The organism is Hydrogenophaga intermedia (assembly GCF_000723405.1).
Taxonomy (GTDB): Bacteria; Pseudomonadota; Gammaproteobacteria; order Burkholderiales; family Burkholderiaceae_C; genus Hydrogenophaga; species Hydrogenophaga intermedia.
Window position 1 is genome coordinate 90,935 of record NZ_CCAE010000003.1, and the last position, 24,694, is coordinate 115,628.

General features: G+C 70.2%; 25 protein-coding genes. 13 read left to right on the forward strand and 12 right to left on the reverse strand.

Annotated features, from left to right (window positions below; all coding sequences use genetic code 11):
- Positions 1–11: 11 nt before the first annotated feature.
- The 7 genes from BN948_RS03340 to BN948_RS03370 all read right to left on the reverse strand — a co-directional run bounded on the left by BN948_RS03340 (position 12) and on the right by BN948_RS03370 (position 8,184).
- The gene (locus tag BN948_RS03340) at positions 12–194 is read right to left on the reverse strand and encodes a hypothetical protein (RefSeq protein ID WP_009516775.1); all 183 of its coding nucleotides are present in this window, start codon (positions 192–194) and stop codon (positions 12–14) included.
- A complete protein-coding gene (locus BN948_RS03345; protein ID WP_009516776.1) occupies positions 191–1,372 on the reverse strand; it encodes a PepSY-associated TM helix domain-containing protein in 1,182 nt (393 codons plus the stop codon). The genes BN948_RS03340 and BN948_RS03345 overlap by 4 nt, the downstream gene beginning before the upstream one ends.
- Positions 1,372–3,585 (reverse strand): TonB-dependent receptor, encoded by a 2,214-nt coding sequence (locus BN948_RS03350; RefSeq protein ID WP_009516777.1) that lies wholly within the window; start codon positions 3,583–3,585, stop codon positions 1,372–1,374. Before BN948_RS03350 ends, BN948_RS03345 begins: the two co-directional genes overlap by 1 nt.
- A 70-nt stretch (positions 3,586–3,655) precedes the next feature.
- Entirely contained in the window at positions 3,656–3,943 is a 288-nt protein-coding gene (locus BN948_RS03355) for a DUF3325 family protein (protein WP_009516778.1), read from the reverse strand.
- Positions 3,936–5,639 (reverse strand): PepSY-associated TM helix domain-containing protein, encoded by a 1,704-nt coding sequence (locus tag BN948_RS03360; RefSeq protein ID WP_009516779.1) that lies wholly within the window; start codon positions 5,637–5,639, stop codon positions 3,936–3,938. Before BN948_RS03360 ends, BN948_RS03355 begins: the two co-directional genes overlap by 8 nt.
- A gap of 10 nt (positions 5,640–5,649) precedes the next feature.
- Complete coding sequence (locus tag BN948_RS03365) at positions 5,650–5,949, reverse strand: hypothetical protein (RefSeq protein ID WP_009516780.1); 300 nt, start codon at positions 5,947–5,949, stop codon at positions 5,650–5,652.
- Positions 5,950–5,982: 33 nt separating this feature from the next.
- Positions 5,983–8,184, reverse strand: coding sequence for a TonB-dependent siderophore receptor (locus BN948_RS03370; protein WP_009516781.1), 2,202 nt, complete (start codon positions 8,182–8,184; stop codon positions 5,983–5,985).
- A 284-nt stretch (positions 8,185–8,468) separates the two neighbouring features.
- Between BN948_RS03370 and BN948_RS03375 the strand changes: the two genes are divergently transcribed.
- Complete coding sequence (locus tag BN948_RS03375; protein ID WP_009516782.1) at positions 8,469–8,795, forward strand: hypothetical protein; 327 nt, start codon at positions 8,469–8,471, stop codon at positions 8,793–8,795.
- 16 nt (positions 8,796–8,811) lie between these two features.
- On the opposite strand, the gene BN948_RS03380 is transcribed toward BN948_RS03375, so the two are convergent.
- Entirely contained in the window at positions 8,812–9,252 is a 441-nt protein-coding gene (locus tag BN948_RS03380; RefSeq protein WP_009516783.1) for a PACE efflux transporter, read from the reverse strand.
- A 121-nt stretch (positions 9,253–9,373) separates the two neighbouring features.
- On the opposite strand from BN948_RS03380, the gene BN948_RS03385 reads away from it, so the two are divergent.
- Together BN948_RS03385 and BN948_RS03390 are read left to right on the forward strand one after the other, a co-directional pair.
- Positions 9,374–10,288: a LysR family transcriptional regulator gene (locus tag BN948_RS03385; RefSeq protein ID WP_009516784.1), complete on the forward strand. Its 915-nt coding sequence runs from the start codon at positions 9,374–9,376 to the stop codon at positions 10,286–10,288.
- Between the two features lie 66 nt (positions 10,289–10,354).
- Positions 10,355–10,558 (forward strand): putative motility protein, encoded by a 204-nt coding sequence (locus BN948_RS03390; protein WP_009516785.1) that lies wholly within the window; start codon positions 10,355–10,357, stop codon positions 10,556–10,558.
- A gap of 44 nt (positions 10,559–10,602) precedes the next feature.
- Here BN948_RS03390 and BN948_RS03395 read toward each other — a convergent pair whose 3' ends face one another.
- Genes BN948_RS03395 through BN948_RS03405 form a run of 3 tightly spaced genes read right to left on the reverse strand, consistent with a single transcriptional unit; the run spans position 10,603 to position 13,450 of the window.
- Positions 10,603–11,859 (reverse strand): NAD(P)/FAD-dependent oxidoreductase, encoded by a 1,257-nt coding sequence (locus tag BN948_RS03395; protein WP_009516786.1) that lies wholly within the window; start codon positions 11,857–11,859, stop codon positions 10,603–10,605.
- Positions 11,856–12,218 carry a non-heme iron oxygenase ferredoxin subunit gene (locus tag BN948_RS03400; protein WP_236953903.1) on the reverse strand — a complete coding sequence of 121 codons (363 nt, stop codon included), beginning with the start codon at positions 12,216–12,218 and terminating at the stop codon, positions 11,856–11,858. Before BN948_RS03400 ends, BN948_RS03395 begins: the two co-directional genes overlap by 4 nt.
- An 8-nt stretch (positions 12,219–12,226) precedes the next feature.
- Positions 12,227–13,450 carry a Rieske 2Fe-2S domain-containing protein gene (locus BN948_RS03405; RefSeq protein ID WP_009516788.1) on the reverse strand — a complete coding sequence of 408 codons (1,224 nt, stop codon included), beginning with the start codon at positions 13,448–13,450 and terminating at the stop codon, positions 12,227–12,229.
- A gap of 189 nt (positions 13,451–13,639) precedes the next feature.
- Here BN948_RS03405 and BN948_RS25460 point away from each other — a divergent pair, with 189 nt between their 5' ends.
- The 9 genes from BN948_RS25460 (at position 13,640) to BN948_RS03450 (ending at position 22,565) form a co-directional block, all read left to right on the forward strand.
- Complete coding sequence (locus BN948_RS25460; protein WP_051755923.1) at positions 13,640–15,313, forward strand: pyridoxamine 5'-phosphate oxidase family protein; 1,674 nt, start codon at positions 13,640–13,642, stop codon at positions 15,311–15,313.
- A 13-nt stretch (positions 15,314–15,326) separates the two neighbouring features.
- Entirely contained in the window at positions 15,327–15,995 is a 669-nt protein-coding gene (locus BN948_RS03415) for an FMN-dependent NADH-azoreductase (RefSeq protein ID WP_009516791.1), read from the forward strand.
- Between the two features lie 37 nt (positions 15,996–16,032).
- Positions 16,033–16,890 (forward strand): MarR family winged helix-turn-helix transcriptional regulator, encoded by an 858-nt coding sequence (locus BN948_RS03420; RefSeq protein WP_009516792.1) that lies wholly within the window; start codon positions 16,033–16,035, stop codon positions 16,888–16,890.
- 132 nt (positions 16,891–17,022) lie between these two features.
- On the forward strand, positions 17,023–18,228 hold the full coding sequence (locus tag BN948_RS03425; RefSeq protein ID WP_009516793.1) for an ABC transporter substrate-binding protein: 1,206 nt from the start codon (positions 17,023–17,025) through the stop codon (positions 18,226–18,228).
- Positions 18,228–19,049: an ABC transporter ATP-binding protein gene (locus BN948_RS03430; protein WP_009516794.1), complete on the forward strand. Its 822-nt coding sequence runs from the start codon at positions 18,228–18,230 to the stop codon at positions 19,047–19,049. Before BN948_RS03425 ends, BN948_RS03430 begins: the two co-directional genes overlap by 1 nt.
- A complete protein-coding gene (locus BN948_RS03435; protein ID WP_009516795.1) occupies positions 19,046–19,765 on the forward strand; it encodes an ABC transporter ATP-binding protein in 720 nt (239 codons plus the stop codon). Before BN948_RS03430 ends, BN948_RS03435 begins: the two co-directional genes overlap by 4 nt.
- Positions 19,766–19,776: 11 nt before the next feature.
- The gene (locus tag BN948_RS03440; RefSeq protein ID WP_009516796.1) at positions 19,777–20,649 is read left to right on the forward strand and encodes a branched-chain amino acid ABC transporter permease; all 873 of its coding nucleotides are present in this window, start codon (positions 19,777–19,779) and stop codon (positions 20,647–20,649) included.
- Positions 20,642–21,700 (forward strand): branched-chain amino acid ABC transporter permease, encoded by a 1,059-nt coding sequence (locus tag BN948_RS03445; RefSeq protein WP_138820002.1) that lies wholly within the window; start codon positions 20,642–20,644, stop codon positions 21,698–21,700. The genes BN948_RS03440 and BN948_RS03445 overlap by 8 nt, the downstream gene beginning before the upstream one ends.
- Before the next feature lie 31 nt (positions 21,701–21,731).
- Positions 21,732–22,565: an SDR family NAD(P)-dependent oxidoreductase gene (locus tag BN948_RS03450; RefSeq protein ID WP_009516800.1), complete on the forward strand. Its 834-nt coding sequence runs from the start codon at positions 21,732–21,734 to the stop codon at positions 22,563–22,565.
- A 32-nt stretch (positions 22,566–22,597) separates the two neighbouring features.
- Here the strand turns inward: BN948_RS03450 and BN948_RS03455 are convergent, their stop codons facing one another.
- Entirely contained in the window at positions 22,598–23,590 is a 993-nt protein-coding gene (locus BN948_RS03455; protein WP_009516801.1) for a LysR family transcriptional regulator, read from the reverse strand.
- A gap of 126 nt (positions 23,591–23,716) precedes the next feature.
- Between BN948_RS03455 and BN948_RS03460 the strand changes: the two genes are divergently transcribed.
- Positions 23,717–24,694, forward strand: a complete 978-nt coding sequence (locus tag BN948_RS03460) for a tripartite tricarboxylate transporter substrate-binding protein (RefSeq protein WP_009516802.1) — start codon at positions 23,717–23,719, stop codon at positions 24,692–24,694.

Genomic DNA, 24,694 nt, shown 5'->3' on the forward strand with positions numbered 1-24,694 from the left:
GGTGAGCCTCGTCAGCGACCGCGCCCCCACCCCAGCCACACGCAGGCCCCGGTCACCGAGCCCAGGCACAGCCACGACACCCAGTCCCAGGGGCCGTCGCCCAGCAGCGCCGTGACCAGGCCGATCGCCGAGGCCAGCGCGATCACCACCGGCCAGGCCCACACCGGGCCCAGCGCGTTCCACAGGGCTTTCATGGATGGGTCACTTCACGGTTCAGGTTCGGGGCTTCACGGCCGGTCAGGGCCGGCGGCAGTTCGACCGCGTCGGCGCTGCCGGTCACGCCGCGCCGCAGCCACAGGTACAGCCCGCTGCCGAGCACGATGATGGTGAGGATGTCGAGCACGGCCCAGATGATCTGCATGGGCCGACCGCCGTAGTCGCCGAAGTGCAGCGGCTGCGAGATCAGCAGGCCGGTGAGGTACCAGGGCAGTTCACGGCTGTCGGTCACCTGCCCGGTCACGGCGTCCACCAGCACGGGCTTGAAGAGGCGCGAGTTCAGCGGATCGGTGCCGCGCATGAACACGCCGTAGTGGTGCGGGCTGGTGAACAGCGTGCCGGGAAAGGCCACGAAGCCCACCTTCATGGATGGCTCCAGCGCCACCGCAGCCGACACCGCCGCCTGCAGTGAACCCAGCCGGTTGCGCTCCAGCGGCGGCTGGCCGCGGTAGGGCGCCACCATCTCGGCCATCTGGTCCGTTTGCCAGTAGCGCACCAACAGATCGGCCCAGGTGTTGATCACGCCGGTGGCGCCAACCACGAACAGCCAGGTCAGCGTGACGATGCCCAGCAGGTTGTGCAGGTCCAGCCAGCGCACGCGCGAGGAGCGGTCGCGCCGCACCTCGCCAAAGCCGAGCTTGCGCATGAAGGGTGCGTACAGCACCACGCCGGAGACGATGGCCACCAGCAGCAACAGGCCCATGAAGCCCAGGAACAGCGTGCCGGGCAGGCCGGCGAACAGGTCCACGTGCAGCGAGAGCATGATGTGCATGAAGCCGCTGTCCAGCGGCGGCTGGCCCAGCGCCTCGCCGGTGCGCGCGTCCACCGCCACCTGCTTGAGGCCCGAGTCCGACAGCGGCGTGTCCGACAGGGTGACGTACCAGACGCGGTCGTCGTCCTCTTCCTGCGAGACGTACATGCCGCCCTTCTCGGGGTGCTCGGCGATGGCGATCTCCAGCACGCGGTCCAGGCTGATGCGCGGCGCATCGGCCGCCATCTCGGGCGCTTCGATCTCGGTGCCCAGCAGGTGGCCGATCTCGTGGTGGAAGATGAGCGGCAGGCCGGTGAGGCACAGCAGCAGCATGAAGACGGTGCAGACCAGGCTGCTCCATTTGTGCACCCAGGACCAGGCGCGCAGGGCTCGTGGGCTCGGCATCAGAAGTCCACGCTGGCGCTGACGACGAAGGTGCGCGGTGCACCGAGCACCAGATAGCCCCGGCCCGGGAAGCCACCGGCCGAGGCCCAGTAGCCCTTGTCGAACAGGTTCTCCACGCGCCCGCGCAGCGTGAGCAGCTTGCCACCGAATTCGGTGAGGTAGCGCGCGCCCAGGTCCACGCGCGTCCACGAGGACACTTCCTGCGCGTTGGCGCCGTCGGCGTACTGCTTGCCGGTGTGGATCACGCGCGCGTCCAGCGTGAGGCCGCGCGCCACGGGCAGGTCCCATTCCACGCCGAGATTGAGCTGGTGGCCGGGCACGCCGATGACGTCCTTGCCGTCGTCGGCACCGCCCTGGGTGCGCAGTTGCTCGGCGTCGAGCAACGTGAGGCCGCCCAGCACCCGCACCGAGCGCACGGGCGCGCCGAAGACGTTGATCTCCAGGCCGCGATGGCGCTGCTCGCCGAACACGCCGAAGACGTTGTTCTCGACGTAGGCGCTGGGCTTGCGCTGCGAGAACAGGGCGACGCTGGCGCCGATGCGGCCGCCGTCGTACTTGGCGCCGATCTCCTTCTGCTTCGAGACGTAGGGTGCGAAAACCTGCCCCGCGTTGGTGATGCCGGCGCCCGAGGCGGTGTCGCCCTTGACCAGGCCTTCGGCGTAGTTGGCGTACAGCGACCAGCCGCTGGCCGGCTTCACCACCAGGCCCAGCACTGGGGACGTGCGGCCCTCGTCGTAGTGCGATTCCTGGGCGCCCGAGTTGTAGTTGTAGGCGGTGACGCGCAGGGTCTGGCGGCGCGCGCCCAGGGTCAGGCGCACGCTGTCGTCCAGGAAGGACATCGTGTCGGCGATCGCCAGGCTGGTGGTGGCCAGGCGTTCCACCACCAACGGGTTGCCCAGGTCGCCGCCGACGAAGAAGTCGGGCGCCGGCGCGGCCACCGCGAAGGGCTGGTAGAGGTTGTTGGCGTAGCCGGCGAAGTCGGAGAACGCGTAGGCGTTGCGCTCGCGCGATCTGAGCGTGGCCGCCGAGAGGCTGAACTCGTGGCCCACGGCGCCGGTGCGCGCCCGCCCGCGCAGGCCAACCTCGGCCGTGTGCAGGGACTGTTCGCGCACGTTGTCGAAGCGGTAGGCGGTGGTGTTACCGGCCGCGTCGGTCAGGGTCGGGTTGGACAGCACATTGTCTTCGTCGCCCTGGCGCGCTCCGATCGCGCCCCAGGCCAGCAGGGTGTCGTTCAGGTCCACCTCGGCGCGCACGGTGCCGAAGAGGTCGCGGCCGTCGGAGTGCGTCCAGGGCTGCGCGAAGTTGTGCGAAGCCTCGGGTGCGGTCGCGATGGGCGCGCCGTTGGCGGCGGGCGTGACGTTGGGACGCGGTTCGCGCAGGCGGTTGTCCTGGTAGCCGATGTCGGCCGAGAGGCGCACGCCGCGGCCGCGCCAGTCCAGGCCCAGGGCGGCCACGTCCAGCGTCTGCTTCTCGCCGTCCACGCCGGTGCCGCCGTCGCGCCGCGCCAGGTTCAGGCGCAGGCCGGTGGCCTGGTCGGGGCCGAAGCGGCGCGCCAGGTCGGCCGCGAGCGAGACCTGCCCGCCAGTCTGCACGCCTGCCGTGACGCGGCTCAGCGGCTCGTTGGGTGCCCGCTTGGGAACCACGTTGATGAGGCCGCCCAGGCCACCGCCCGCGCTGCTGCCGGGGCCCGCGCCGCCGACGAAGGCGTTGGCGCCGCGCAGGATTTCCACGCGTTCGATGAACTCGGTGGCCATGTACTGGCGAGGCACCAGGCCGTAGAGCCCGTTGTAGGCCACGTCGTCCGAGAACACCGGCAGTCCGCGGACGAAGTAGACCTGCTGGAAATTGCCGAAGCCGCGCCCCGCGCGCACCGACGCGTCGTTGAGCAGCACGTCGCCCACGCTGCGGGCCTGCTGGTCCTGCATCAGCTCGGCCGTGTAGGCGGTGGTGGAGAAGGGCGTGTCCATGATGTCCAGGTTGCCCAGCACGCCCACGCGGCTGCCGCGCGCGACCTGGCCGCCGGCGAAGGGGTCGCTCAGGCCTTCGGCGGACGCGTCGGCGTTGGCCTTGACGGTGACGGTGGACAGGGTGCCGCCGCTGGGTTCGGCGCCTGGTGCCGCGGCGGGCTGCGCGTGCGCGGTGGTGGCAAGCCAGGCGGCCAGGGCGAGCGCGCTCAGGCGCGGCGTGAAAGAGGGGGTGTGCAGTGCGGGCATGAGCAGTCTCCGGAACAGTCAGGAAGCGGGAAGAAAACGCGCGGGCGGCAGGAAGGAACGGGGCGTGGCGTCAGGCGGGGCGGCGCGACAGCCACATCGCCACGCCCGCGGCCGACACGGCCAGCAACATCACCCACACCAGCACGGCCATGCTGGGGTGGTCGACGGCCAGGCACAGGCCGAGCGAGCCCGCCAGCGCGAGCGCGCCGCCCGCCCGCAGGCGGCGCTGCACGGTGGGCGACAGCGGTGCGTGGGCGCCGGCCACCTGCGCCCAGTGCGCGGGCAAGGCCAGCGCGAACAGCGCCATGCCAGCCAGGGAGGCCAGTGCGGCCAGCACAACCAGGGCGGCCTCAGACATGGGCGGCCTCCTCGGCAGGCAGGTGCGCGGTGGCCGGGGCAGACGCAGGGGTCGCGCGCTCGCGCCGCGCCAGACGGCGCGCCGCCCAGGCCGCCAGGCCGGCGGTGGCCAGCAGCGCCAGGTCCACGCCCGCCACCGGCCAGTAGCTGAACAGCGTCTTGCCCAGGTGGTCGCCCGTGGTGGCCCAGTTCAGCAGCACCGCCAGCGGGCACAGCGCGGCGATGGCCCAGCACTGCTCGCGCCACGCGGACGACGGGCGCGCCTGCGCCACCGGCGCGCTGCGCCAGAAGGCGTGCGCGGCGGCCAGCAGCCAGGCGAGCCAGAAGGCCAGCCGTTCCCACCAGCCCTTGTCCGCCAGTTCGGCCGGCAGCACCCGGTTGGCGATCAGGATGGCGGCGGTGGCGATCAGCATGCCGGTGACGGTGCTCACCGCCAGCGCGTCCACCACGCGGCTTCCTGCTACGCCCTGCTGCGCGTGCTGGCGCTTGCGTTTCTCCACGAAGAACAGGAAGCCGGTGGCGATGCACACGCAGCCGAGCAGGCCGCCGAACACATAGAGCCAGCGCAGCAGCCAATGCTCGAAGTGCTGCAGGTGCAGGCCGGTGAGGAATTCCTCGATGCCGTGCGGCACGGTGGGCGCCGGTTCCTCGCGCAGCACCTCGCCGGTGCTGCCCTTGAAGTGCACGGCCTGGCCCACCAGGGCCACGCGGTCGCTGCCGGCGCGGTAGATGCTCACGTAGCTGTTGGCGTCGCCCACGTGGTGCACCTGCAGGAAGCCCACCTGGCCGGGCATGCCGCGCGCGTCCCAGCGGCGCTTCGCTTCCACCACCATGGCGTCCACCGAGGCCAGCGGCGCGGCCACGCCAGCGCGCTCGTGCGGCAGGCCGGTGGCCGCGGCTTCTGCCACCGCGTGCGCCTGCGCCAGCGGGCGCAGCAGGGTGTCGGACACCGGCAGGTAGTAGAAGGCCGCGAAGATGACCAGGCCGGTGAAGGCGAAGAAGAAGTGGAAGGGCAGGGCCACCACGCCGGTGAGGTTGTGCAGGTCCAGCAGGCTTCGGCGGGGGTTCTTGCCCGGGCGGAAGGTGAACAGTTCGGCGAACACCTTGCGGTGCATCACCAGGCCCGTGATGAGCATGGCGAGCATGGTCAGCGCGGCCAGCGCCACGATCCAGAAGCCGATGAACTTCCACTCCAGGTGCAGGCTGTAGTGCAGCGGGTAGAAGAACTCGCTGCCGATCTTCTGCTGGCCTTCGCGCAGCATCGTGCCGTCGCGCGGGTCGATGGTGGTGTCGCCGTGAATGTGGTTGTGGCCCAGCGGGTCCTTGGGCTGCGGCACGCGAAAGCCCACGCCCATGGCCAGCACCGGGTCGCGGTGCGTGGTGTAGGCCCAGAACTCGTCGGCGGGCAGTTGCAGGCGCGGCGTCATCGGGCCTTGCGCGCTGTCGTGTAGCAGCGGCATGTTGGCCGCGTAGTCCACTTCGTCGGGTTCCACGCGCTGAAGGATGGGCAGCAGCACGTGGTCGAACGAGGGCATGGGCTGCGGCTCGAAGCGCGTCTCGGGGATGGCCCAGCGGTCGAACTCGCGGTCGAACACCGAGAGCGAACCGAAGAAGAACACGACCACGAGCACGAAGCCCAGCACGAGGCCGAACCAGGTGTGCAGCCAGGTCATGGAGAGGCGGAAGTTCGACAGCATGGTGTTGCCCTCAGATGAGTTGTTGCTGCAGCAGCCAGGCCGCGCCGGTCATGCCCGCGCCGCCGAGGCCCAGCACGCCCCACACACGCGTCAGGCTGCGCGCCGCGAAGGCCCAGAGGAACACCGCGAGGAAGACGAGAAAGGCCAGCAGCATCAGCACGGTGTGGGCCTCGTGGTAGTCCACGCCCAGCGCCACCAGGCCGGTGATGCCCAGCGTGGTGACGCCCCAGGTGAAGGCGTAGCCGCCCAGCAGGCTGGCCGCGATGCGGCCCATCATGTGGGCGGTGGATGGGGCGGTGGTGGTGTTCATGGGCGGCTTTCCTTGTCGTGAACGATCAGTCGGTCACCAGCGGTAGTCGGCGGTGAGGATCACCTTGCGCCGGCTGCCGAACCAGCAGTCGCCGCGCGCCAGGCAGACGGCGATGTAGTCCTCGTCGGCCAGGTTGTTCACGTTGAGCGCGAAGCGCCAGGGGCCGGTCTCCCACGCGGCCATGGCGTCGAACAGCGTCACCGAAGGCACGAAGACGTTGCCGGTGCCGTCGCCGATGCGGCCGACGTAGCGCGCGCCCGCGCCCAGGGACAGCCCGGGCACGCCGAGGTCGCGGAAGTCGCGCACGGCCCAGAACGAGGCCATGTGTTTGGGGATGCCTTCGAGCTGCTGGTCGGGGTCGAGCGCACCGCCCCAGGTCGTGGCGCTGGCGCGCGCGTCGGTGTAGGTGACGCTGGCCAGGTACTGCCAGGCGCCGGCGCGGGCCTGGCCTTCCAGCTCCACGCCCTTCACGCGCGAATCACCGATCTGCTTGCTGAAGCCGATGTTGTCCGGATCGCTGCCCAGGCGGTTCTTCTCCTTGAGCGAGTACACCGAGGCCGTGGCCTGCATCGGCAGTGTCTGCGATTGCCACTTCACGCCCACTTCCACTTGCTCGCCTTGCTTGGGCTTGAAGACCTGGCCGAAGGCGTCGGTGCCGGCGACCGGGTTGAAGGACTCCGAGTAGCTCGCGTAGGGCGAGACGCCCGGTGCCGCCTCGTAGACCACGCCCAGGTTGACGCTGGTGGCCGAGTCGCGGTCGGTGCCGCCGCCGACCGCGGTGTTGCGCACCTTGTCGTGGCGCACGCCAGCGCGCACGCTCAGGCCGTTCTGGAACTTCATCTGGTCCTGCAGCAGCCAGCCCTGGCGGCGCACGCGCGTTTCGGTCGGTGTGGCGTTGCCCAGTGAGGGGCGCGCAAAGGTGCCGTACACCGGGTCGTAGACGTTGAGCGGCGTGCCCATGCCGCTGGCCGAGGTCAGGCTGGTGTCCATGGTCGTGGCGTCCATGCCGAACACCAGCTTGTGCGTCACGCCGCCCAGTTGCCAGTCGCGCTTGAGCAGGACCTCGCCAGTGGTCAGGCGCAGGCCATCGTCGTAGATGTACCAGGGCCGGTCCATGTACTGGCCGTTCGGGTCGGGGTTGCCTGCCGCGTCGCGAAAGCCATTCAGGCCGAGCCCCCAGTCGAAGTACATGGACTCCATCAGCCCGTCCACGCGGTCGTGGCGCAACTGGTGGCTCAGGCGCCACTGGTCACCCAGGCCGATGTCGATGGCGTAGCCCACGCGCTTGCGCGTGCCGCCGTAGGTGTCCCAGTCGGGCTCACCGGCAAACAGGTCGCGCGGGATCGGACCGTTGGGCGCGGGCCGCAGCGTGCCGGCCAGCGGCAGGAACGCGTTGGTGTTCTGGCTGAAGTCCTTCTGGTACTCGGCGTAGACGGTGAAGCTGTCCTGCGCGTTGGGTTTGAAGGTGAGCGAGGGCGCGACGAAGGTGCGGTCGTCCTGCGCGAAGCGGATCTGCGTCTTGCTGTCCTTCTCCACGGCCACCAGGCGGTAGAGCAGCGTGCCCTCGGCGTTGAGCGGGCCGGTGAGGTCGGCGTGCACCTCGCGCAGGGAATCGTTGCCCACGCGGATGCCGACCTCGCGCCGGGGCGCGTCCAGCGGGCGCTTGGGCACCAGGTTCACCACGCCGCCCGGGTCGTTCTGTCCGGCGATGATGGACGAGGGACCGCGCAGCACCTCGATGCGTTCGAAGTTGTAGGGCTCGGTGCGCACCACGCCGTAGTAGCCGGTGAGCGGCTCGCGCAGGCCGTTGTAGAGCAGGGTCGATTCTTCGCTGCCGCGCAACGAGAACCAGTCGCCCCGGTTGTCGATGCCGTAGAGCTCGTTGCGTACACCGGCCGCGTAGCGCAGCGCTTCCTGCAGGTTGGGCGAGCCCTGGTCGCGGATCTGGTCGGCGGTGATGACGGTCACCGACTGCGGCGTTTCCTGCAGTGGTGTGTCGGTCTTGGTGGCGGTGGCGCTGCGCGTGGCGGCGTAGCCGCGCACGGGGCCGGTGGCGCTCTCCTGCTCCTTGGGCGCCGTCACGTTGACGGTGCCCAGCGTGGGCGCGGTCTCAGACGTGGACTGTGCCTGCGCCGAGGCGGCGGTCGACAGGACGAGGGCGGTGATGGCGGTGGCCAGCAGCGTGCGTGGCGCGCCGCAGGGGGCCGGGGACGGTCGGGTTCGGGTGTTGGGCATGGTTTCAGGGCGCTGCTTGCGCCCTGCACCACGCTGGCGTCAACAGCCACTCCGTTGGGGTGTCGAATCGGAAGTGGCTGGCTGTCCGGGCACGGCGGCCCGGTGGCTGGCTACGGACTTGCCTTCGCAGGCAAGCGCAGGATTGTATGAGAACCATTCTCATTCATACAAATCGCTTACACCCGCTTGCATCCGTTCGGCCGGGATGCCTCGGTCATACAGATGGGCGACTGTGCGGGCCTTCCCGGGGGCGCCGATGAACGGTCCGATGCTTTAATTTCTTCATGTTGAAGAAAGCGTGGTTCCGTTTCGGCCTCAGTCGCGCATTGGGCGAGTTGGGCATTCCGTCGAACACGGTGCCATCGCCCCTGCGCCACGCGGTGATCGACCTGGGCCTGAGCGAAGGCTTCAACCCGCGCGAGGCGGCGCTCATCATCTATTTCCGCACGCCGGCCATGCGCCTGCTGGAGGCACAGAAGGCGCAGGCCACCATCGTGGCCTGGCAGACCAGCCAGGCGGTGCGCCAGGGCTATTTCGGCCGCGCCGTGCGCCAGGACTTCCCGTTGCCCGAGGGCTCGGGCGTGCGCGAAAGCCTGTTCCAGGACTCCTAGGGCGCGATCGCCGGCTTCAGGTGTTCAGGGCCGGTTGCGGCGCTGCCGAGGCCGGCAGGCCGAACACGCGGTCGAAGCCCAGGTTGAACGCGTAGGTGTAGACCAGGAAGAACACGATCAGGCCCAGGTCCAGCACGAAGGCCTGCCACAGCGACACGCCCAGCCACCAGGCGAACAGCGGCACCAGCATCACCACCAGGCCGGCCTCGAAACCCAGCGCGTGCGCGATGCGTCGCGCCACGCCGCGGCCCTTGACCGCCTGGCGCGCCTCCCAGCGCTCGAACAGGGTGTTGTAGACGAGGTTCCAGACCACCGCGATGGCCGAGGCCGCCACCGCCGCCACGCTGGCGTGGCCCAGGCCGCTGTCGGACAGCAGCGCGAGCCCGGCGCTGGAGGCGGCGATGGCGAACAGCTCGTAGAGGGAGACGTAGACGATTTTTCGTTGAAGGCCTTGCATGGCGAATGTCCTTGACCGGGACCCCCACGGCGGGTGGGTGGGGGCGATGAGGGGACTTTATGCGCCGTTTTCTGATGGTAAAAGTCAGATAATTTCAGAAAATCTGACAGATAGGGGCGCCATGGCCTTCACCAGCGACAACCTGCGCACCTTTCTGGCGGTGCTCGACACCGGTTCCTTTTCGGCCGCCGCGCGCCAGTTGGGCCGCGTGCCCTCGGCGGTGAGCATGGCCATCGCGCAACTGGAGGCCGAGCTGGACCTGGTGCTGTTCGACCGCAGCGCCCGCGAACCCAGGCCCACCGACGTGGCGCGCGCGCTGGAGCCGCAGGCGCGGCAGATCGCCGGCCAGTTGCGCCGCCTGGGCGCGCACGCCCAGGCCCTGCACCAGGGGCTGGAGCGCCAGCTCACCATCGCCATCGCGCCCGAGCTGTTGTCGGCGCCCTGGAGCCGGCCACTGGCGGTGCTGGCCGAGGAGTTCCCGGCGCTGCTGGTGGAGGTGCTGTCGGCGCCGCAGGCCGATGCGCTGCGCATGCTGCACGCGGGCGAGGCGCAGCTGGCCCTGGTGTTCGAGCGCCCGGGCAGCGACGAGCGCGAGGGTTTCCAGGAGTTGGGCACCGAGCTGTTCGTGGCCGTGATCGCGGCCGACCACCCCGAGGCGGTGGCGCGCCAGGGTGCGCTGCAGCTCAACGACCTGATCGAGATCCGCCAGATCGCCGTGGCCAGCCGCGACCCGCGCGGGCGCGACCCGCGCATGCTGCTGTCGCGCCACCTGTGGCGCACCGACAGCCACCTGGCCACGCTGAGCCTGGTGCAGGCCGGCCTGGGCTGGGCCTACCTGCCGCGCCGGCTGATCGAGCCGCTGGTGGCCTCGGGCGAACTCACCGAGATCCGCTTCGGCAACATCAGCAACCAGTTGCGCTTGTGGGTGGACGTGGTGTGGAACGCGGAGCGGCCGCTGGGGCGGGGGGCGCAGCGGTTCATCGAGTTGATGCGGCAGGCCACGCGCGAGGGCGCGGACGGCGCGGGGCTGGTCTGAGCCCGCTCAAGAACGGCGGGCACCGTCCGATACGAAGGGCAAGCGATTCAGCAACCAGGAGCTCCCGTGGACGTTTCCCCCGCCGCCATGGTCCAGGCCGTCGTGGCCAACCAGCAGGCCGACGTGGCCCAGAAGGTGCAACTCGCCATGCTGCGCAAGTCGATGGACATGCAGGGCAGCGCGGCGCTGTCGTTGCTGCAGGGCGTCACCGGTGCGCTGCCACTGGCCGAATCGGGCAGCGTGGGCACGAACCTGAACGTGCTGGCCTGAACGTACTGGCCGGAACGTACTGGCCGGAACGGGCGTCTTGATCCTCAGGCCGTCGCGGGCTGGGGAATGTCGAAGCCTTCTTCCACCAGCTCGGCCAGCGTGGGCGGTGCGCCCGCGTCCAGCCGCTTGCGCAGGCGGCGCAACTCACGCGCGCTGTTGATGGCCACCGCGCCCACCACGCGCCCGCCGCGCAGGTGCAGGCTCAACTGTTTGTCGGGTTGGTCGATGCAGGCCAGGTGCGCATCGCCCTGGTTCGGCGCGCCCACCACCTGCAGGTTCACACCGTACTGATCGGACCAGAACCAGGGCGCCGGCGCATCGGCTGAGAGCGATGCCTCGCCACCGTCCCCGAAGAGCCGCGCCACGATGTCCGTCGCCACCGCCTCGCCCTGTCGGTTGGCGTTGTCCCAGGTCTCCACGCGCACGGGCCCGTCGTGGCAGCGCGTGATCTGCTCGGTCACGTCGCCGGCGGCGTAGATGCCCGGCCGGTTCGTGCGGCCATGGGCATCCACCACCACGCCCGATCGCACCAGCACGCCGCATTGGCGGGCCAGTGCCGTCTCGGGCGCGATGCCGATGCCCGCCACCACCGCACCCACGGCCAGCCGGCTGCCGTCGGACAGGTGGGCGGCGGCCACGTCGCCGATGCCCTCCAGCCCCGTGAGCGAGGTGCGCAGGCGGATCGCCACGCCCCGGGACTCGTGCAGGGCCTGCAGCCAGCGCGCACCGGCCTCGGGCAGGGTGCGCGCGCACAGACGCTCCCCGGCCTCCGCCATCACCACCGCCACACCGGCCTCGCGCGCCGCGGCCGCCACCTCCAGGCCGATCCAGCTTCCGCCGACCACCAGCAAGGGACGCCCCGCCTTCGCACAGGCCGCGAGGGACAGGCGCAGCGCGGCCGAGTCCGAGGCGGTGCGCAGCGTGTGCACGCGGCCCAGGTTGCTGCCGGGCACATCCAGCCGGCGCGGCTGTCCGCCGGTGGCCAGCACCAGGGCGTCGAAGCACACCGACGTGCCGTCGCCGCACAGCACGGTGCGCGCCTGGGCGTCGATGCGCACGGCCGAGCAGTCCAGGCGGATCTGTTCGTTGGCCTGGCGCCCCGGCGCGATGGCGCGCAGCGTGGACTCGCTGCCGCACAGGTATTCCTTGGACAGCGGCGGCCGTTCGTAGGGGGCGTGCGCCTCGTCGCTGATGAGCACCACCTGACCGGCGAAGCCGAGCTGGCGCAGCTTGCGTTGCACCGCGCCGGCCGCCTGGCCGCCGCCCACGATCACCACGCGTTTGCCGGCGCCCGCAGTCATGCGTCCGCCTCGCCCTGCACGGGCAGCGCCACCATCACCTCGTCGCCCTCGATGCGCACCGGGTAGGTGGTGGCGTCCTTGTCGGCCACGGCCAGGCACTTGCCGCTGCGGATGTCGAACAGCGCGCCGTGCAGCGGGCACTCGATGGTCTCGCCCTCGACGTAGCCCTCGGACAGCAGCGCGTAGGCGTGCGTGCAGACGTCGTGCGTGGCGTACACGCCGTCCTGCAGCCGGTACAGCGCGACGGGAATGCCGCCGAGCTTGAGGCCCTTGGGTTCGCCCGCGCGAACCTCGGCCGCCGCGCAGGCGCGCACCCATTGCGTGGTGGTCCTCGCCTTGGTGTTCATGGTCGTGCTCACGGCGCGTCTCAGCGGGGCAGGGCGCGCCAGTCCGCGTCCATCGAGGGCAGGCGCCCGCCGGTGGCGGTGATGCCGGAGTAGTCGCGCGAGCCGGGCAGGGCGCTGGTCGGCGTCTCGTTCGCCATGAACTTCTTCAGTGCCTGCAGCAGGTGGCGGCGCAGGCGCACGATGGCCTGGTCGGCCGAGCACAGGTACTCGTCGGAACGGTCCACGATGGGGCCCATGCTCACCTGCGTGACGAAGTCCTCCACCACGATCTCGGTGAAGCCCGTGTGGTTGCCGTGCGCCATGAGCTGGCGGTTCTGGCCCCACGCGCGGTCCGCGTCCTGCACGATGCCGCCGGCCATGGGCCAGGTGTTGGCGCGCTGCGCGCGCTTCATCGAATCCGTGGGCCGCCTGGTGTTGTAGTAGATGTACCACTGGATCAGGTGCTCGTCGTCGATCGGCACCGCGATGATCACCGTGCGGTCCTGGTCGTCGCCGGTGTTGATCGGCGGGATCAGGCCGTAGTAGGGCATGACGAACTCGGTCACGCGCGCCACGCACTCGCCGGTGGGCGTCTCGCGCAGCGCGGCGGCGCGGTAGCCGTAGGGCGTGTCGTCGAACTTGTAGCGCACCGCGTTGTTCACGCGCGTGGCGGCCATGTCCATCTTGGAGTGCGCCAGGTGGCTCTGGTGCAGCAGGGCAATGTGCGAGGAATCGATCGTCGCTTCCACGCCCTGCAGCCAGTTGGAATTGAGCTCCAGACCGCAGGAATAGGCCTGCTCGGGCGGCAGGCCCATCCACTCGAAGTTCGGCGCGGCGGGGGCCTCGCCTTCGCCCAGCCACACCCACACCAGGCCCGCACCTTCCACGCTGGGGTAGTGCTTCACCGGCACGGTCTTGCGAAAACCTTCGGGGTCGCCCGCTTCGTTGGGCACCTCGCGAAGCTCGCCGCTGACGCAGATCTTCCAGCCGTGAAAGATGCAGCGCAGGGCGTTGTCCTCGTTGCGCGCCAGCGCCAGCGACACGCCGCGGTGCGGGCAGGCCTCGTTGAGGAAGCCGACGCGCCCGTCGTGCGTTCGGTAGGCCACGTAGCGGCGGCCGAACAGCTTCACGCGCACCGGTGCGCCGCCGGCTTCCAGGCGCGCCGACAGCACGGCGGGGATCCAGTAGTGCTGCCTCAGCAGGCGGCCCATCGGGGCGTCGCCCTCGACTTTGGTCAGCAACTCGTTCTCTTCTCGGGTGGTCATGGGGGTCTCCGTGCGGGGCTCGATTGACGGGTTGGATGAATGGTGCTCAAATATCTTCCTGAAAAGATATTGTGTCAATACCCGACGGGATTTTTACTCTTGAATTTGCCGCTATCGGCCTTGGATGAGTTGGATAAGTTGGGTAAGTATGCGGCGTCCCACGGCGCCCGACAGAACCAGGAGAGATGGATGTCCGAAGCCGACTACCCGGTCACCGACCGTTCCCGCGTGCGGCTGTTTGCCGGCCGCGGGTCGAACGAGAAAACGGCGGTCCACGCCGTCATCGACAGCGCGCTGTACGGCGTGGTCTCGTACGTGATCGACGGCCAGCCCTTCGCCACGCCGACCATGGTGTGGCGCCAGGGCGAGTACCTGTACTGGCACGGCTCGGCCGGCAGCCGCATGCTCAAACACCTGGTGCAGGGCGCGCCGGTGTGCCTCAACTTCACGCACCTCGATGGCTTCGTGCTCTCGCGCCTGGCCTCGGCGCACACGCTCAACTACCGCTCGGTGATGGTCTACGGGCGCACGGAGTCGGTGGACTCGCTGGAGGAGCGGCTCGCGCAGTTGCAGGTGTTCCTCGGCTCGCGCTTCCCCGGCCGCTGGGACGAGGTGAAACAGCCCAATCTGCACGAGCTGCGCAGCATCCACATGGTGCGCCTGCGCATCGAGGAGGCTTCGCTCAAGCGCCGCGCCGGCCCGCCCGCCGACGGCCTGGCCATCTTCGGCGGCGAGGCGCTGTACGAGCAGGCCTGCTGGGCCGGCGAGGTGCCGCTGCGCACCGTGGCCTACCCGGGCCGCCCCGCCGCGCGCCTGAAGGCCGAGGTGGGCACACCCGCCTACGTGAGCGGCTTCGCGCGCCAGATGCAACTGCTCACGCCCGATGAGCGCCTGGGCCCGCCGCCGCCGCTGCGCGTGCGCGTGGCCGAGCTGCAAACCATGGCGACCGACGTGCGCCGCCTGCGGCTGCAGGCCATCGAACCCGCTGCCTTGCCGGCCATCGAGCCCGGTGCGCACGCCCGCATCGGCGTGGTGCTGCGCGACGGCACGCGCGACGTGCGGCCCTACACCGTGGTGCGCAGCGACGCGGCGGGTGGCTGGTTCGACATCGCCGTGCTCAAGGAGCGCGAGGGGCGCGGCGGTTCGCTGCACCTGCACGAGGCCGTGCGCGTGGGCGACGAACTCGCGGTCGAGTCCTTCCCCAACGAGTTCCCCGTGCACCTGGGCACCACCTCGGCCGTGCTGGTGGCTGGCGGCATCGGCGTCACGCCCATCGTGGCCATCGCGCGCGCCTTGAAGGAACGCGGCACGCCCTTCGAGGTGCACTACGGCGCGCGCGGGCGCGAGCGCGCCGCCTACCTCGACGAGCTGCAGGCCATCGCGGGCGACCGCCTGCACTTTCACGACAGCTCGGTGGCGGCCAACGGCCGGCTCGACCCGCTGGCCGTGGTGGGCGAGCCCGCACCGGGGCGGCACGTGTACGTGTGCGGCTCCGCGTCGCTGATCGACGCGGTGGTGGACGCCGCGCTCGCGCGTGGTTACGTGCACGACAGCGTGCACCACGAGCTGTTCAACCCGCCGCCGCCGCTGTCCACCGACAAGCCCATCCGCCTGCACCTCAAGCGATCGGACAAACAGGTGCTGGTGGAACCCGGCACCTCACTGCTCGACGCGGCCCTCGCCGAGGGCGTGCCCGTTCCGCACAGCTGCAAGCGCGGCGAATGCGGTGAGTGCGCCGTGCGCGTGGTCGCGGGCGCCATGCAGCATCGCGACCGCTTCCTCACCCCCGCGCAGCGCGAGACCGGCCTGGCCTGCATCTGCGTGGCCTGGTCGGACGACGAGACCGTCGAACTCGACCTCTGAACCCATCGACACCATGACCCACGACCCGACCCCGCCCCGCGTCCTGCACCTCATCGCCTCGCCGCGCCGCGGCAGCAGCTCCACCGCCATCGGCCAGGCCCACCTCGACGATCTGCGCCGCCAGCACCCCGGTGCGCACATCGAGACGCTGGACCTCTGGTCGCTGGACCTGCCCTCCATCGACGGCGACCTGCTCGACGCCAAGTACGCCATCCTGGCCCGCCGGCCCCACGAGCCCGCGCAGGCCCAGGCCTGGGCGCGTGTGCAGGCGCTGGTCGCTCAGTTCCTCAGCTTCGACCATTACGTGTTCAGCGTGCCCATGTGGAACCTGGGCATTCCCTATCGGCTGAAACACTACATCGACGTGATCACCCAGCCCGGCCTCACCTTCTCCTGGACACCGGAGCGCGGTTACGAAGGCCTGGTGCACGGGCGCACGGCCGTGGTGGTCTACGCCAGCGCCTTCGACTACACCCCCGGCTCGCCGCTGCGCGACTGGGACCAGCAGAAGGCCTTCATGACCACCTGGCTGCGCTACATCGGCATCGACGCCGTCGAGGCCATCGACGCCGGGCCCACGCGCCCCAGCGAGCCCGGCGCACCGGCCGCGCGCGAGGCTGCCGAGGCGCGCGCCCGTCAACTCGCCCAGGGGCCGTTCGGTGTGGTCGATCGAATGAGGTAAGTTGGGTAGAATATGGTTGGGTAAAACGAGAACAAGCATGACCGACACCTCCGCCAACCGCCTGCCCCCCGCCGACATCGACCTCACCTCCGCGCAGGTGCGCCGAGAACTGCCCGCGCGCGCCAAGCCCTACTGGCACATCAGCACGCCTGGCGTGCACCTGGGCTACTACAAGGGCGGCCGCGGCGCCGCCTGGTACGGCCGCAAATTCGTCGGCGAAGGCCGCTACCGCCAGACCAAGCTGGGCCCCAGCCGCGACGAGGACGCCGCCGGCGGGCTCTCCTTCGTCGAGGCGCTGGAGGCTCTGGTGGCCTGGGCCTCGGACGGGGCACCGACCAACGGAACCCCCGCCGCCCCCGCGCCCCGCGAGGGCCGCCGCCAGGCCGAGCGCGCCGCCAAACAACTGCAACCCACGCGGCTGGACACCATCTCCCGCGCCTGGGCGCAGGAACGGCCAGACGTCGACTTCTGGCTGGCCGGCTTCTTCCTGCGCCTCGAGTACGCCCACTACCTGCACGACCGGCGCGTGCAGGAGGTGGCCAAGCAGGCCGGCGCCAACGTGGGCGACCTGCACGTGCTGCTGGCCCTGCGCCGCAACGGCCCCGGCGTGGCCATGCGGCCCACCGACCTGTACCGCGAGCTGCTGGTCACCTCCGGTGCCATCACCAAGCGGCTGGACAACCTGCGGGCACAGAACTTGATTGAGCGCGTGGCAGACGCCGGGGACCGGCGCTCCGAACTGGTGCGCCTCACCGCCAGCGGCCAGGCCGTGGCCGACGCCGCCATGACCCGCATCACCGAGTCGCTCAAGCGCATCGTGGCCGCCAGCGGCCTCGGCCGCGAGGAGCTCATCCAGCTCGACGAGGGCTTTCGTCGCCTGATCGCCGCGATGTGACGGGTGGGGGTTTCACTGTGTTGACATTTATCTCACCAAGAAGATAATGAACGCACAGTGAAGTGTTGGGCGAGAGGCGAGCTCGCCGCACGGACTGGTGCCTCTCTACCCAACCCACCCAACGGAACGACGATGAACGACCCCCACGCCTCCCTCTCGCGTCGCCGCCTGCTGCAAGCCTCGCTCGCCCTGCCGGCGCTGAGCACGGGACTCGCCCTGGCGCAGACCGGTGCCGCCCCGCGCGGCGTCATCAAGCTCGGGCAGACCATGCCCTACAGCGGCCCGGCCTCGGCGCTCAGCGCCATCGGCAAGGTGCAGACGCGCTACTTCAAGATGGTCAACGAGGCCGGCGGCATCAACGGCCGCAGCGTGGAGTTGATCTCGCTCGACGATGGCTACAACCCCGCCAAGGCCATGGAGCAGACGCGCAGCCTGGTGGAGCGCGAAGGCGTGGTGGCGATGTTCGCCAGCATGGGCACGGCGCAGAACGCGGCGGTGCAGCGTTACCTCAACACGCGCAAGGTGCCGCAGCTCTTCGTCTATGCCGGCAGCGACCGTTTCGCCGACCCGAAGTACTACCCCTGGACCTTGCCCGGCCTGCCCACCTTCTCCACCGAGGCCGCCGCGTACGCCGACCACGTGCACCGCGCGAAGCCTGGCGCCAAGGTGGCCGTGCTCTACCAGAACGACGACTTCGGCAAGGAGTACCTCAACGCCTTCCGCGAGCGGCTCAAGGAGATCGGCAGCCAGGCCGAGGTGGTGGCCGCCGCGGGCTACGAGGTCACGGCGCCCACCATCGACTCGCAGATCATCACGCTCGCCGGCACCAACGCCGACGTCTTCCTCAACATCACCACCCCCAAGTTCACCATCCAGGCCATCCGCAAGGTCAGCGACCTGCCGTGGAAGCCCATGCACATCATCCCCATCACCAGCAACTTCGTGGCCACCGTGCTGCGCGTGGCGGGGCTGGACAAGAGCACGGGCCTGATCAGCTCCACACCCAGCAAGTCGGCGGGCGACCCCGAGTGGGCCAAGGACGACGGCTACCTGGGCTGGGTGAGCTTCATGAAGAAGCACTACCCCGAGGGCGACCTCACCGAGCAGCTCAACCTCGTCGGCTACAGCATGGGTCACCTCATGACCGAGGTGCTCAAGCGCTGCGGTGACGAGATCACCCCGCAGCGCATCCTGAAGGAGGCCACCACCATCAAGGGCCTGGCGCTGCCGGCCCTGATCCCGGGCATCACCGTGAACACCTCGCCCGACGACTACCGCGTCGTGCGCCAGTTCCGCCTGCAGCGCTTCGACGGCACCCGCTGGGTTCCGCTGGCGTGATGGGCGCAGTGCTGGACACGGGCGCGGCGGTCACGGACGCCGCGCCCCGCGCGAGCGAGCCGCTGCTGCGCGTCGAGGGATTGGGCATCCGCTTCGGCGGCGTGTGCGCGCTGCAGGACGTGTCCTTCAGCGTCATGCCGGGCATGGTCTGCGGGATCATCGGCCCCAACGGTGCGGGCAAGACCACGCTGTTCAATTGCCTCAGCCGCATCAACGACCTGCACGAGGGCCGCATCCACTTCAACGGGCGCGACCTGCGCGGCATCGGCGCGCACCAGGTGGCTGCGCTCGGCATCGCGCGCACCTTCCAGAACGTCGCGCTGTTCGATCGCCAGAGCGTGCGCAAGAACGTGGAGACGGGCTGCTACCTCGGCTTCGGCGGGCGGCATTTCGCCTCGTTGTTCATGACCCGCCAGGGTCGCCGCGACCGCGCCGAGATCGACACGCGCGTGGACGAGCTGCTTGAGTTCGCGCGCCTGCGCGACGTGGCCCACGTGCTCGTGGCCGACCTGCCCTTCGGCGTGCGCAAGCGCGTGGAGCTGGCGCGTGCGCTGGCCATGCGGCCACGCCTGCTGCTGCTGGACGAGCCGGCCGCCGGCCTCAACCACGAAGAGATGGAGGAACTGCTGGGCTGGATCCGGCAGATCCGCGACCGCATGGGCGTGGCCGTGCTGCTGATCGAACACCACATGAGCCTGGTGATGCGCGTGTGCGACCAGGTGGTCGTGCTCGAATTCGGTCGCGACATCGCCAGCGGCACGCCGCAGGAAGTGGCCGCGAACCCGGAAGTCATCCGCGCCTACCTGGGAGGCGACGAATGAGCGATGCCCTGCTGAAAGTGCGCCAGCTCGGCGCCGCCTACCGCTCCACTGCCGTGCTCGGCGGCGTGGACATCGACGTGCGCCGCGGTGGCATCACCGCGCTGCTGGGCGCCAACGGCGCCGGCAAGACCACGCTGCTGCGCTCCATCAGCAACGTGCTGGTCAAGACGAGCGGCAGCATCGAGCTCGACGGCAAGCCCATCCGTGGCCTGGCCACCGACACCATCGCCGCCATGGGCGTGGGCCACGTGCCCGACGGGCGCGGCACCTTCACCCAGCTCACGGTGGAGGAGAACCTGCTCGTCGGCGCGATCACGCGGCGTGGCAAGGCCGACGTGCGCGCCGACATCGAGGCCATGTACGCGCTGTTCCCCAAGCTGGCCGAGTACCGCGCCAAGCCCGCGGGCCTGCTCAGTGGCGGCGAACAGCAGATGGTGGCCATTGCGCGTGCGCTGATGCTCAAGCCCCGGCTGCTGATGCTCGACGAACCCTCGTTCGGCCTGGCGCCCAAGATCGTGCGCCAGATCTTCGAGGTGCTCTCGCGCATCAACCGCGAACAGGGCCTGAGCATCCTGCTCGTCGAGCAGAACGCGCACCTCGCGCTCGAACTCGCGCAGGACGCTTACGTGCTGGAGATGGGCCGCATCACCCTGAACGGCAGCAGCGCATCGCTCAAGGCCGACGAGCGCGTTCGCGCCGCCTACCTGGGCATCTGAGGACAACGGACATGATGGAATTCGCACAACAGGTGGCGGCCGGCTTCGTCAACGGCTGCATTTACGCCATGCTGGCTCTGTCGCTGGTGATGATCTACCGCGCCACGCACCACGTGAACTTCGCGCAGGGCGAGATGGCGATGTTCTCCACCTTCATCGCCTGGGCGCTGGTGGAGGCGGGCGCGCCCTACTGGGCGGCCGCGGCCGGCGCCATCGCCTTCGGCTTCGCCATGGGCGCGGTGGTGGAACGCGTGGCCCTGCGCCCGCTGCACGACTCGCCCGCGCTCGCGGTGGTCACCGTGTTCGTGGCGCTCATGATCATCGTGCAGAGCGCGGCCGGTCTCATCTTCGGCCACGAGACCTACAGCCTGGACAGCCCCTTCGCCAGTTGGGGCGGGGTGGGACAGGGCCTGCTGTCGGGCCACGCGCTGGGCACCGTGCTGGTGACCGTGCTGGTGCTCGCGGCCATGAGCGCCTTCTTCCGCTACACGAAGCTGGGCCTGTCCATGCGCGCCGCGGCCATCAACCCGGTGTCCAGCGCGCTCTCGGGCATCAACGTGAGCCGCGTGCTCATGATCGGCTGGGGCGTGGCCGGCGCCATCGGCGCGGTGGCCGGCCTGCTGGCCGCGCCCGTGGTCTTCCTCAGCCCGCACATGATGAGCGGCATCATGATCTACGGCTTCGCCGCCGCCGTGCTCGGCGGCGTGGACAGCCCGCCCGGCGCCATCCTCGGCGGCCTCATCCTGGGCATTGGCGAAAACCTGCTGGGTGCCTACGTCACCGGCAACGAACTCAAGCTCACCATCGCGCTGGTGGTGATGTTCGCCATCCTCGTCGTGCGCCCGCGCGGCCTGCTGGGCGGAAAGGCGATCCAACGTGTCTGAACTTTCCTCCCGCCGCGGCTCGCGCATGACCGCCCTTGTCGACCGCGTCCCCGGCCGCGGCACCACCGTCGCCCTCGCCGCCATTGGCCTGGCCCTGCTGCTGGTGTTCCTGGTGCACGGCTACTGGGCCTTCAAGCTCGCCACCGTGGTCATCCTCGCGCTGGCGGTGCGTGGCCTGCAACTGCTCATCGGCTCCAGCGGCCAGATCTCGCTCGGGCACGGCGCCTTCTTCGGCCTGGGCGCCTACGCTTCGGGCGTGTTCATGTCGCAGGCCTGGCTCACGCCCTACCTCTCGGTGCCGGTGGCGGCGTTGGTGTGCGGCGTGCTGGGCTTTCTGTTCGGCCTGCCCGCCGTGCGCCTGGCCGGGCCCTACCTGGCGCTGGCCACCTTCGCGCTCTCGCTGGCCTTTCCGCAGTTGCTCAAGCACCCGCTGTTCGAGGACTGGACGGGGGGCGTCAGCGGCCTCAGCCTGGACCCGGTGACCGTGCCCTTCGGCATCACCTGGCTGCACGACGACCAGTGGGCGCTGCTGATGACGATCGTGTGGGCCGCCATTGTCTACACCGCGCTGCACCGCCTGGTCTGCGGCCCCACCGGCCTGGCCTGGATCTCGCTGCGCGACCACCCCACGGCCGCCACCGCCGTGGGTGTGGACGTGCGGCGCTGGAAAGCCATCGCCTTCGGCGTGAGTGCGGCCACCGTGGGCGCGGCCGGCGCGCTCAACACGGTGCTCACCGGTTTCGTCTCGCCCGACAGCTTCACCGTCTTCCTCTCGCTCAGCCTGCTGGTGGGCGTGGCCATCTCCGGGCCCACGTCCATCCTGGGCACGGGCGTCGCGGCGGTGTTCCTCTCCTTCGCGCCCGACGTGATGGAGAAGGTCTCGCGCGAACTCACCGGCGTGCTCTACGGCGCGGTGATGCTGGCCATCGTGTTCGTGGTGCCGGCGCTCAACCAGTGGCGTCGCCGCTCGGCCTTGAAGCGCCGCGCGGACACCGCCGCGCCTGCGCCCGTGCCCGTCCCGGTCGCGGCCACGCCCGAGCAGGCCCGGTAAGCCTTTCCCTCCAACAGCAACAACGATTCACATGCAATCTCTCGAAGGAAAAGTGGCCGTCGTCACCGGCGCCACGCGCGGCGTCGGCAAGGGCGTGGCGCTTGCGCTGGGCGAAGCCGGCGCGCTGGTCTACGTCACCGGCCGCACGCTCGATCGCGGCGGCTCGCAGTGGCCCGGCTCGCTCGCGGAAACCGTGGACGAGATCGCGCAGCGCGGCGGCAAGGCCATCCCCATCGTCTGCGACCACGCCGACGACCAGAGCGTGAAGGACGTGTTCGCCCGCGTCGCGCGCGAGCAGGACGGCCGGCTCGACGTGCTGGTCAACAACGTCTTCGCCGCGCCGTCGAAGATGCCCGTCAACGTGCCGTTCTGGGAACTGCCCGACGACCTCTGGGAAACCCTGCTGCGCGTGGGCCTGCGCTCACACTACATCGCCAGCCGCTGCGCCGCGCCGCTCATGGTGGCGCGCCGCTCGGGCCTGATCGTCAACACGTCCTCGGGTGGCGCGGTGCGCTACACCTTCAACGTGCCCTTCGGCGTGCAGAAGGCCGGCGTGGACAAGATGGCCAGGGACATGGCGCACGACCTGCGCCCCTTTGGCGTGGCGGCGGTGGTGATCTGGCCCGGCTTCATCAAGAGCGAAAAGTTCCTGGCCCAGCCCGACCGCATGCCCCCCGCGCTGGCCCAGCGCATCATGGAACACGGCGAGTCGCCCGAGTTCGCAGGCCGCGCGGTGGCCGCGCTCGCGGGCGACGCGGACATCATGAGCAAGTCGGGCCAGTTGCTGCTGGTGGCCGAACTCGCGCGCGAGTTCGGCTTCACCGACGTGGACGGCCGACTGCCGCAGGCGCCTTCGCGCACCTGACACGCATCGGAGGCGCGCCGGGCCGCAGGCCCTCAGGCCTTGGCGGTGCGCCGCTCGCCGAGCGCGCCCGCCACCTCGGCCACCGTGTCGCGCAGCCAGATGTGCCCGGCGTCGTGGTCGTGCCGGCTGTGCCAGACGGCGCGCGTGGTGGCCTGGCTGGCCGGGTAGGGCGGCTGGCGCATCACCAGGCCGGTGTCGCCGCGCGTGAGCGCCCGCGCCAGCGAGGCCGGCACGATGGACAGCATGTCGCTGTCGCGCAGCAGCGCCGGGATGGCGAGTGAATGCGGCACGGTCACGCGCACGCGGGGCTGCACACCCTGCGCGTCCAGCGCCTCGCGCAGCGCGCCGCGGTCGAACATCTCCGACTGGCGCGCCAGCCCGCGCTCCAGGATGAAGCCGTCCACCGCGCCTTCCTCCTGCCCGCCCACCGAGATGGTGACCAGCGGGTGGTGTGCGAAGGCCGTCAGCGTCAGCCGGCCGCGCGCCGCCGGGTGGTCCTTGCGCATCAGGATCGCCTCGCCCTGCGACAGCAGCGTGCGCGCGCTCATGCGCGGTGGTACCTGCGAGAAGATGCCGATCGCCAGGTCGATGCGGCCGAGGTCGATCTGCTCGGCCAGGTCCAGCCGCGTGGACGGGCGGATCACGAGATCGACACCGGGTGCGGTTCGCTGCAACTTGCGCGCCAGCGGGGCCACCAGCACGGCGGTGACGTGGTCGTTGGCGGCGATGACGAACTGGCGTTGCGAGCCGCGCGCCGAGAACGGCGCCACGTCCAGCGTGGCCTCGATGCGCCGCAGCGCGTCGCGCAGCGCGGGCGCCATGCGCAGCGCACCACCGGTGGGCACCATGCCGCGCCCCGTGCGAACGAAGAGCTCATCGCCCACCACTTCGCGCAGCCGCGACAGTGCGTGGCTGACGGCCGACTGGCTCAGGTGCAGGCGCCGCCCGGCCAGCACCAGGTTGCGCTCCTCGAAGACCGCGTCGAAGACCTTCAGCAGATTGAGGTCCACCTTGCCGATGCTCATGCGTGCCCGCTCCGATATGAATGTCGTGCAACGAACCATTGCGCAGACAGCAGTTCCCTGCAATCCGCAATCGTCGCAGCATTCGGGTCAACGGACATCGGTTGCCGTTGAAAGCAGAGGATCCGCATGAACACACTCTCCCGTCGCGCCTTCGCGCAGTTGCTCGCGGCCCTGCCGGCCGCGGGTGCGTCCTGGCCTTTGCTGGCCAACACCCCCGGCAAGCTGTTGGTGGGCTACCCCGCCGGCGGCACGCTGGACACCACCGCGCGCCACCTCGCCGACGCCTGGCGTCGCGAAGGCCGCACCTTCATCGTGGACAACCGCGCCGGCGCGGCCGGGCGCATCGCCAATAGCCAGCTCAAGCGCGAAGCGGCTGACGGCAACACGCTCCTGTGCACGCACACCTCGGCGCTCACCATCTACCCGCACGTCTACACCAAGCTCCAGTACGACGCCGAGGCCGACTTCGTACCCGTGTCCTCGGTGGTCACGGCGGGCTGCGCCTTCGCGGTCAGCGGCAACGTGCCCGCCAGCGTGAAGACCCTGCCCGACTACGTGGCCTGGGTGCGCCAGACGCCCAACGCGGCCCTCTACGCCTCACCCGCCACGGGCTCGGTGGCGCACTTCCTGGGCTACCAGCTCTCCGAGGCCGGTGGCCTGAAGCTGGAGCACATCGCCTACCGCGGCTCCGCCCCCGCCATGCAGGACCTGCTGGGCGGGCAGATCCCCGCTTACTTCGGTTTCGTCGCCGACTTCCTGCCCTACCTTCAGCAGGGCAAGGTGCGCATCCTGGGCGTCACGAGCGAGCAGCGCTCGCGCTTCCTGCCGAACGTGCCGACCTTCGGTGAACAGGGCTTCGGCCAGATCCGTGGCGCGGAAACCTACGGCGTCTTCGCGCCGCCCGGCACGCCGGCCGACACGGTCAACGCCCTGCACGCCGCCATCGACAAGGCCAGCCGCGACGCCGCGCTGCGCGCCGGCTACGAGAAGGTCGGCCTGGAGGTGCGCACGCGCACGCCCAAAGAGTTCGCGGCCATGATTCGCCAGGAACGCGAGACCTGGGCGCCAGTGGTGCGGGCCTCGGGTTTCCGCATGGAGGAGTGA

Bases quoted from the DNA above. Each gene is read 5' to 3' on its own strand.
- BN948_RS03360 (WP_009516779.1), bottom strand. From the start codon at position 5,639: ATGCTGTCGAACTTCCGCCTCTCCATGACCTGGCTGCACACCTGGTTC.
- BN948_RS03355 (WP_009516778.1), bottom strand. From the start codon at position 3,943: ATGTCTGAGGCCGCCCTGGTTGTGCTGGCCGCACTGGCCTCCCTGGCT.
- BN948_RS03460 (WP_009516802.1), top strand. From the start codon at position 23,717: ATGAACACACTCTCCCGTCGCGCCTTCGCGCAGTTGCTCGCGGCCCTG.
- BN948_RS03455 (WP_009516801.1), bottom strand. From the start codon at position 23,590: ATGAGCATCGGCAAGGTGGACCTCAATCTGCTGAAGGTCTTCGACGCG.
- BN948_RS25460 (WP_051755923.1), top strand. From the start codon at position 13,640: ATGTCCGAAGCCGACTACCCGGTCACCGACCGTTCCCGCGTGCGGCTG.
- BN948_RS03450 (WP_009516800.1), top strand. From the start codon at position 21,732: ATGCAATCTCTCGAAGGAAAAGTGGCCGTCGTCACCGGCGCCACGCGC.
- BN948_RS03420 (WP_009516792.1), top strand. From the start codon at position 16,033: ATGACCGACACCTCCGCCAACCGCCTGCCCCCCGCCGACATCGACCTC.
- BN948_RS03415 (WP_009516791.1), top strand. From the start codon at position 15,327: ATGACCCACGACCCGACCCCGCCCCGCGTCCTGCACCTCATCGCCTCG.
- BN948_RS03385 (WP_009516784.1), top strand. From the start codon at position 9,374: ATGGCCTTCACCAGCGACAACCTGCGCACCTTTCTGGCGGTGCTCGAC.
- BN948_RS03435 (WP_009516795.1), top strand. From the start codon at position 19,046: ATGAGCGATGCCCTGCTGAAAGTGCGCCAGCTCGGCGCCGCCTACCGC.
- BN948_RS03370 (WP_009516781.1), bottom strand. From the start codon at position 8,184: ATGCCCAACACCCGAACCCGACCGTCCCCGGCCCCCTGCGGCGCGCCA.
- BN948_RS03395 (WP_009516786.1), bottom strand. From the start codon at position 11,859: ATGACTGCGGGCGCCGGCAAACGCGTGGTGATCGTGGGCGGCGGCCAG.
- BN948_RS03365 (WP_009516780.1), bottom strand. From the start codon at position 5,949: ATGAACACCACCACCGCCCCATCCACCGCCCACATGATGGGCCGCATC.
- BN948_RS03430 (WP_009516794.1), top strand. From the start codon at position 18,228: ATGGGCGCAGTGCTGGACACGGGCGCGGCGGTCACGGACGCCGCGCCC.
- BN948_RS03380 (WP_009516783.1), bottom strand. From the start codon at position 9,252: ATGCAAGGCCTTCAACGAAAAATCGTCTACGTCTCCCTCTACGAGCTG.
- BN948_RS03345 (WP_009516776.1), bottom strand. From the start codon at position 1,372: ATGCCGAGCCCACGAGCCCTGCGCGCCTGGTCCTGGGTGCACAAATGG.
- BN948_RS03350 (WP_009516777.1), bottom strand. From the start codon at position 3,585: ATGCCCGCACTGCACACCCCCTCTTTCACGCCGCGCCTGAGCGCGCTC.
- BN948_RS03440 (WP_009516796.1), top strand. From the start codon at position 19,777: ATGATGGAATTCGCACAACAGGTGGCGGCCGGCTTCGTCAACGGCTGC.
- BN948_RS03405 (WP_009516788.1), bottom strand. From the start codon at position 13,450: ATGACCACCCGAGAAGAGAACGAGTTGCTGACCAAAGTCGAGGGCGAC.
- BN948_RS03375 (WP_009516782.1), top strand. From the start codon at position 8,469: ATGTTGAAGAAAGCGTGGTTCCGTTTCGGCCTCAGTCGCGCATTGGGC.
- BN948_RS03340 (WP_009516775.1), bottom strand. From the start codon at position 194: ATGAAAGCCCTGTGGAACGCGCTGGGCCCGGTGTGGGCCTGGCCGGTG.
- BN948_RS03425 (WP_009516793.1), top strand. From the start codon at position 17,023: ATGAACGACCCCCACGCCTCCCTCTCGCGTCGCCGCCTGCTGCAAGCC.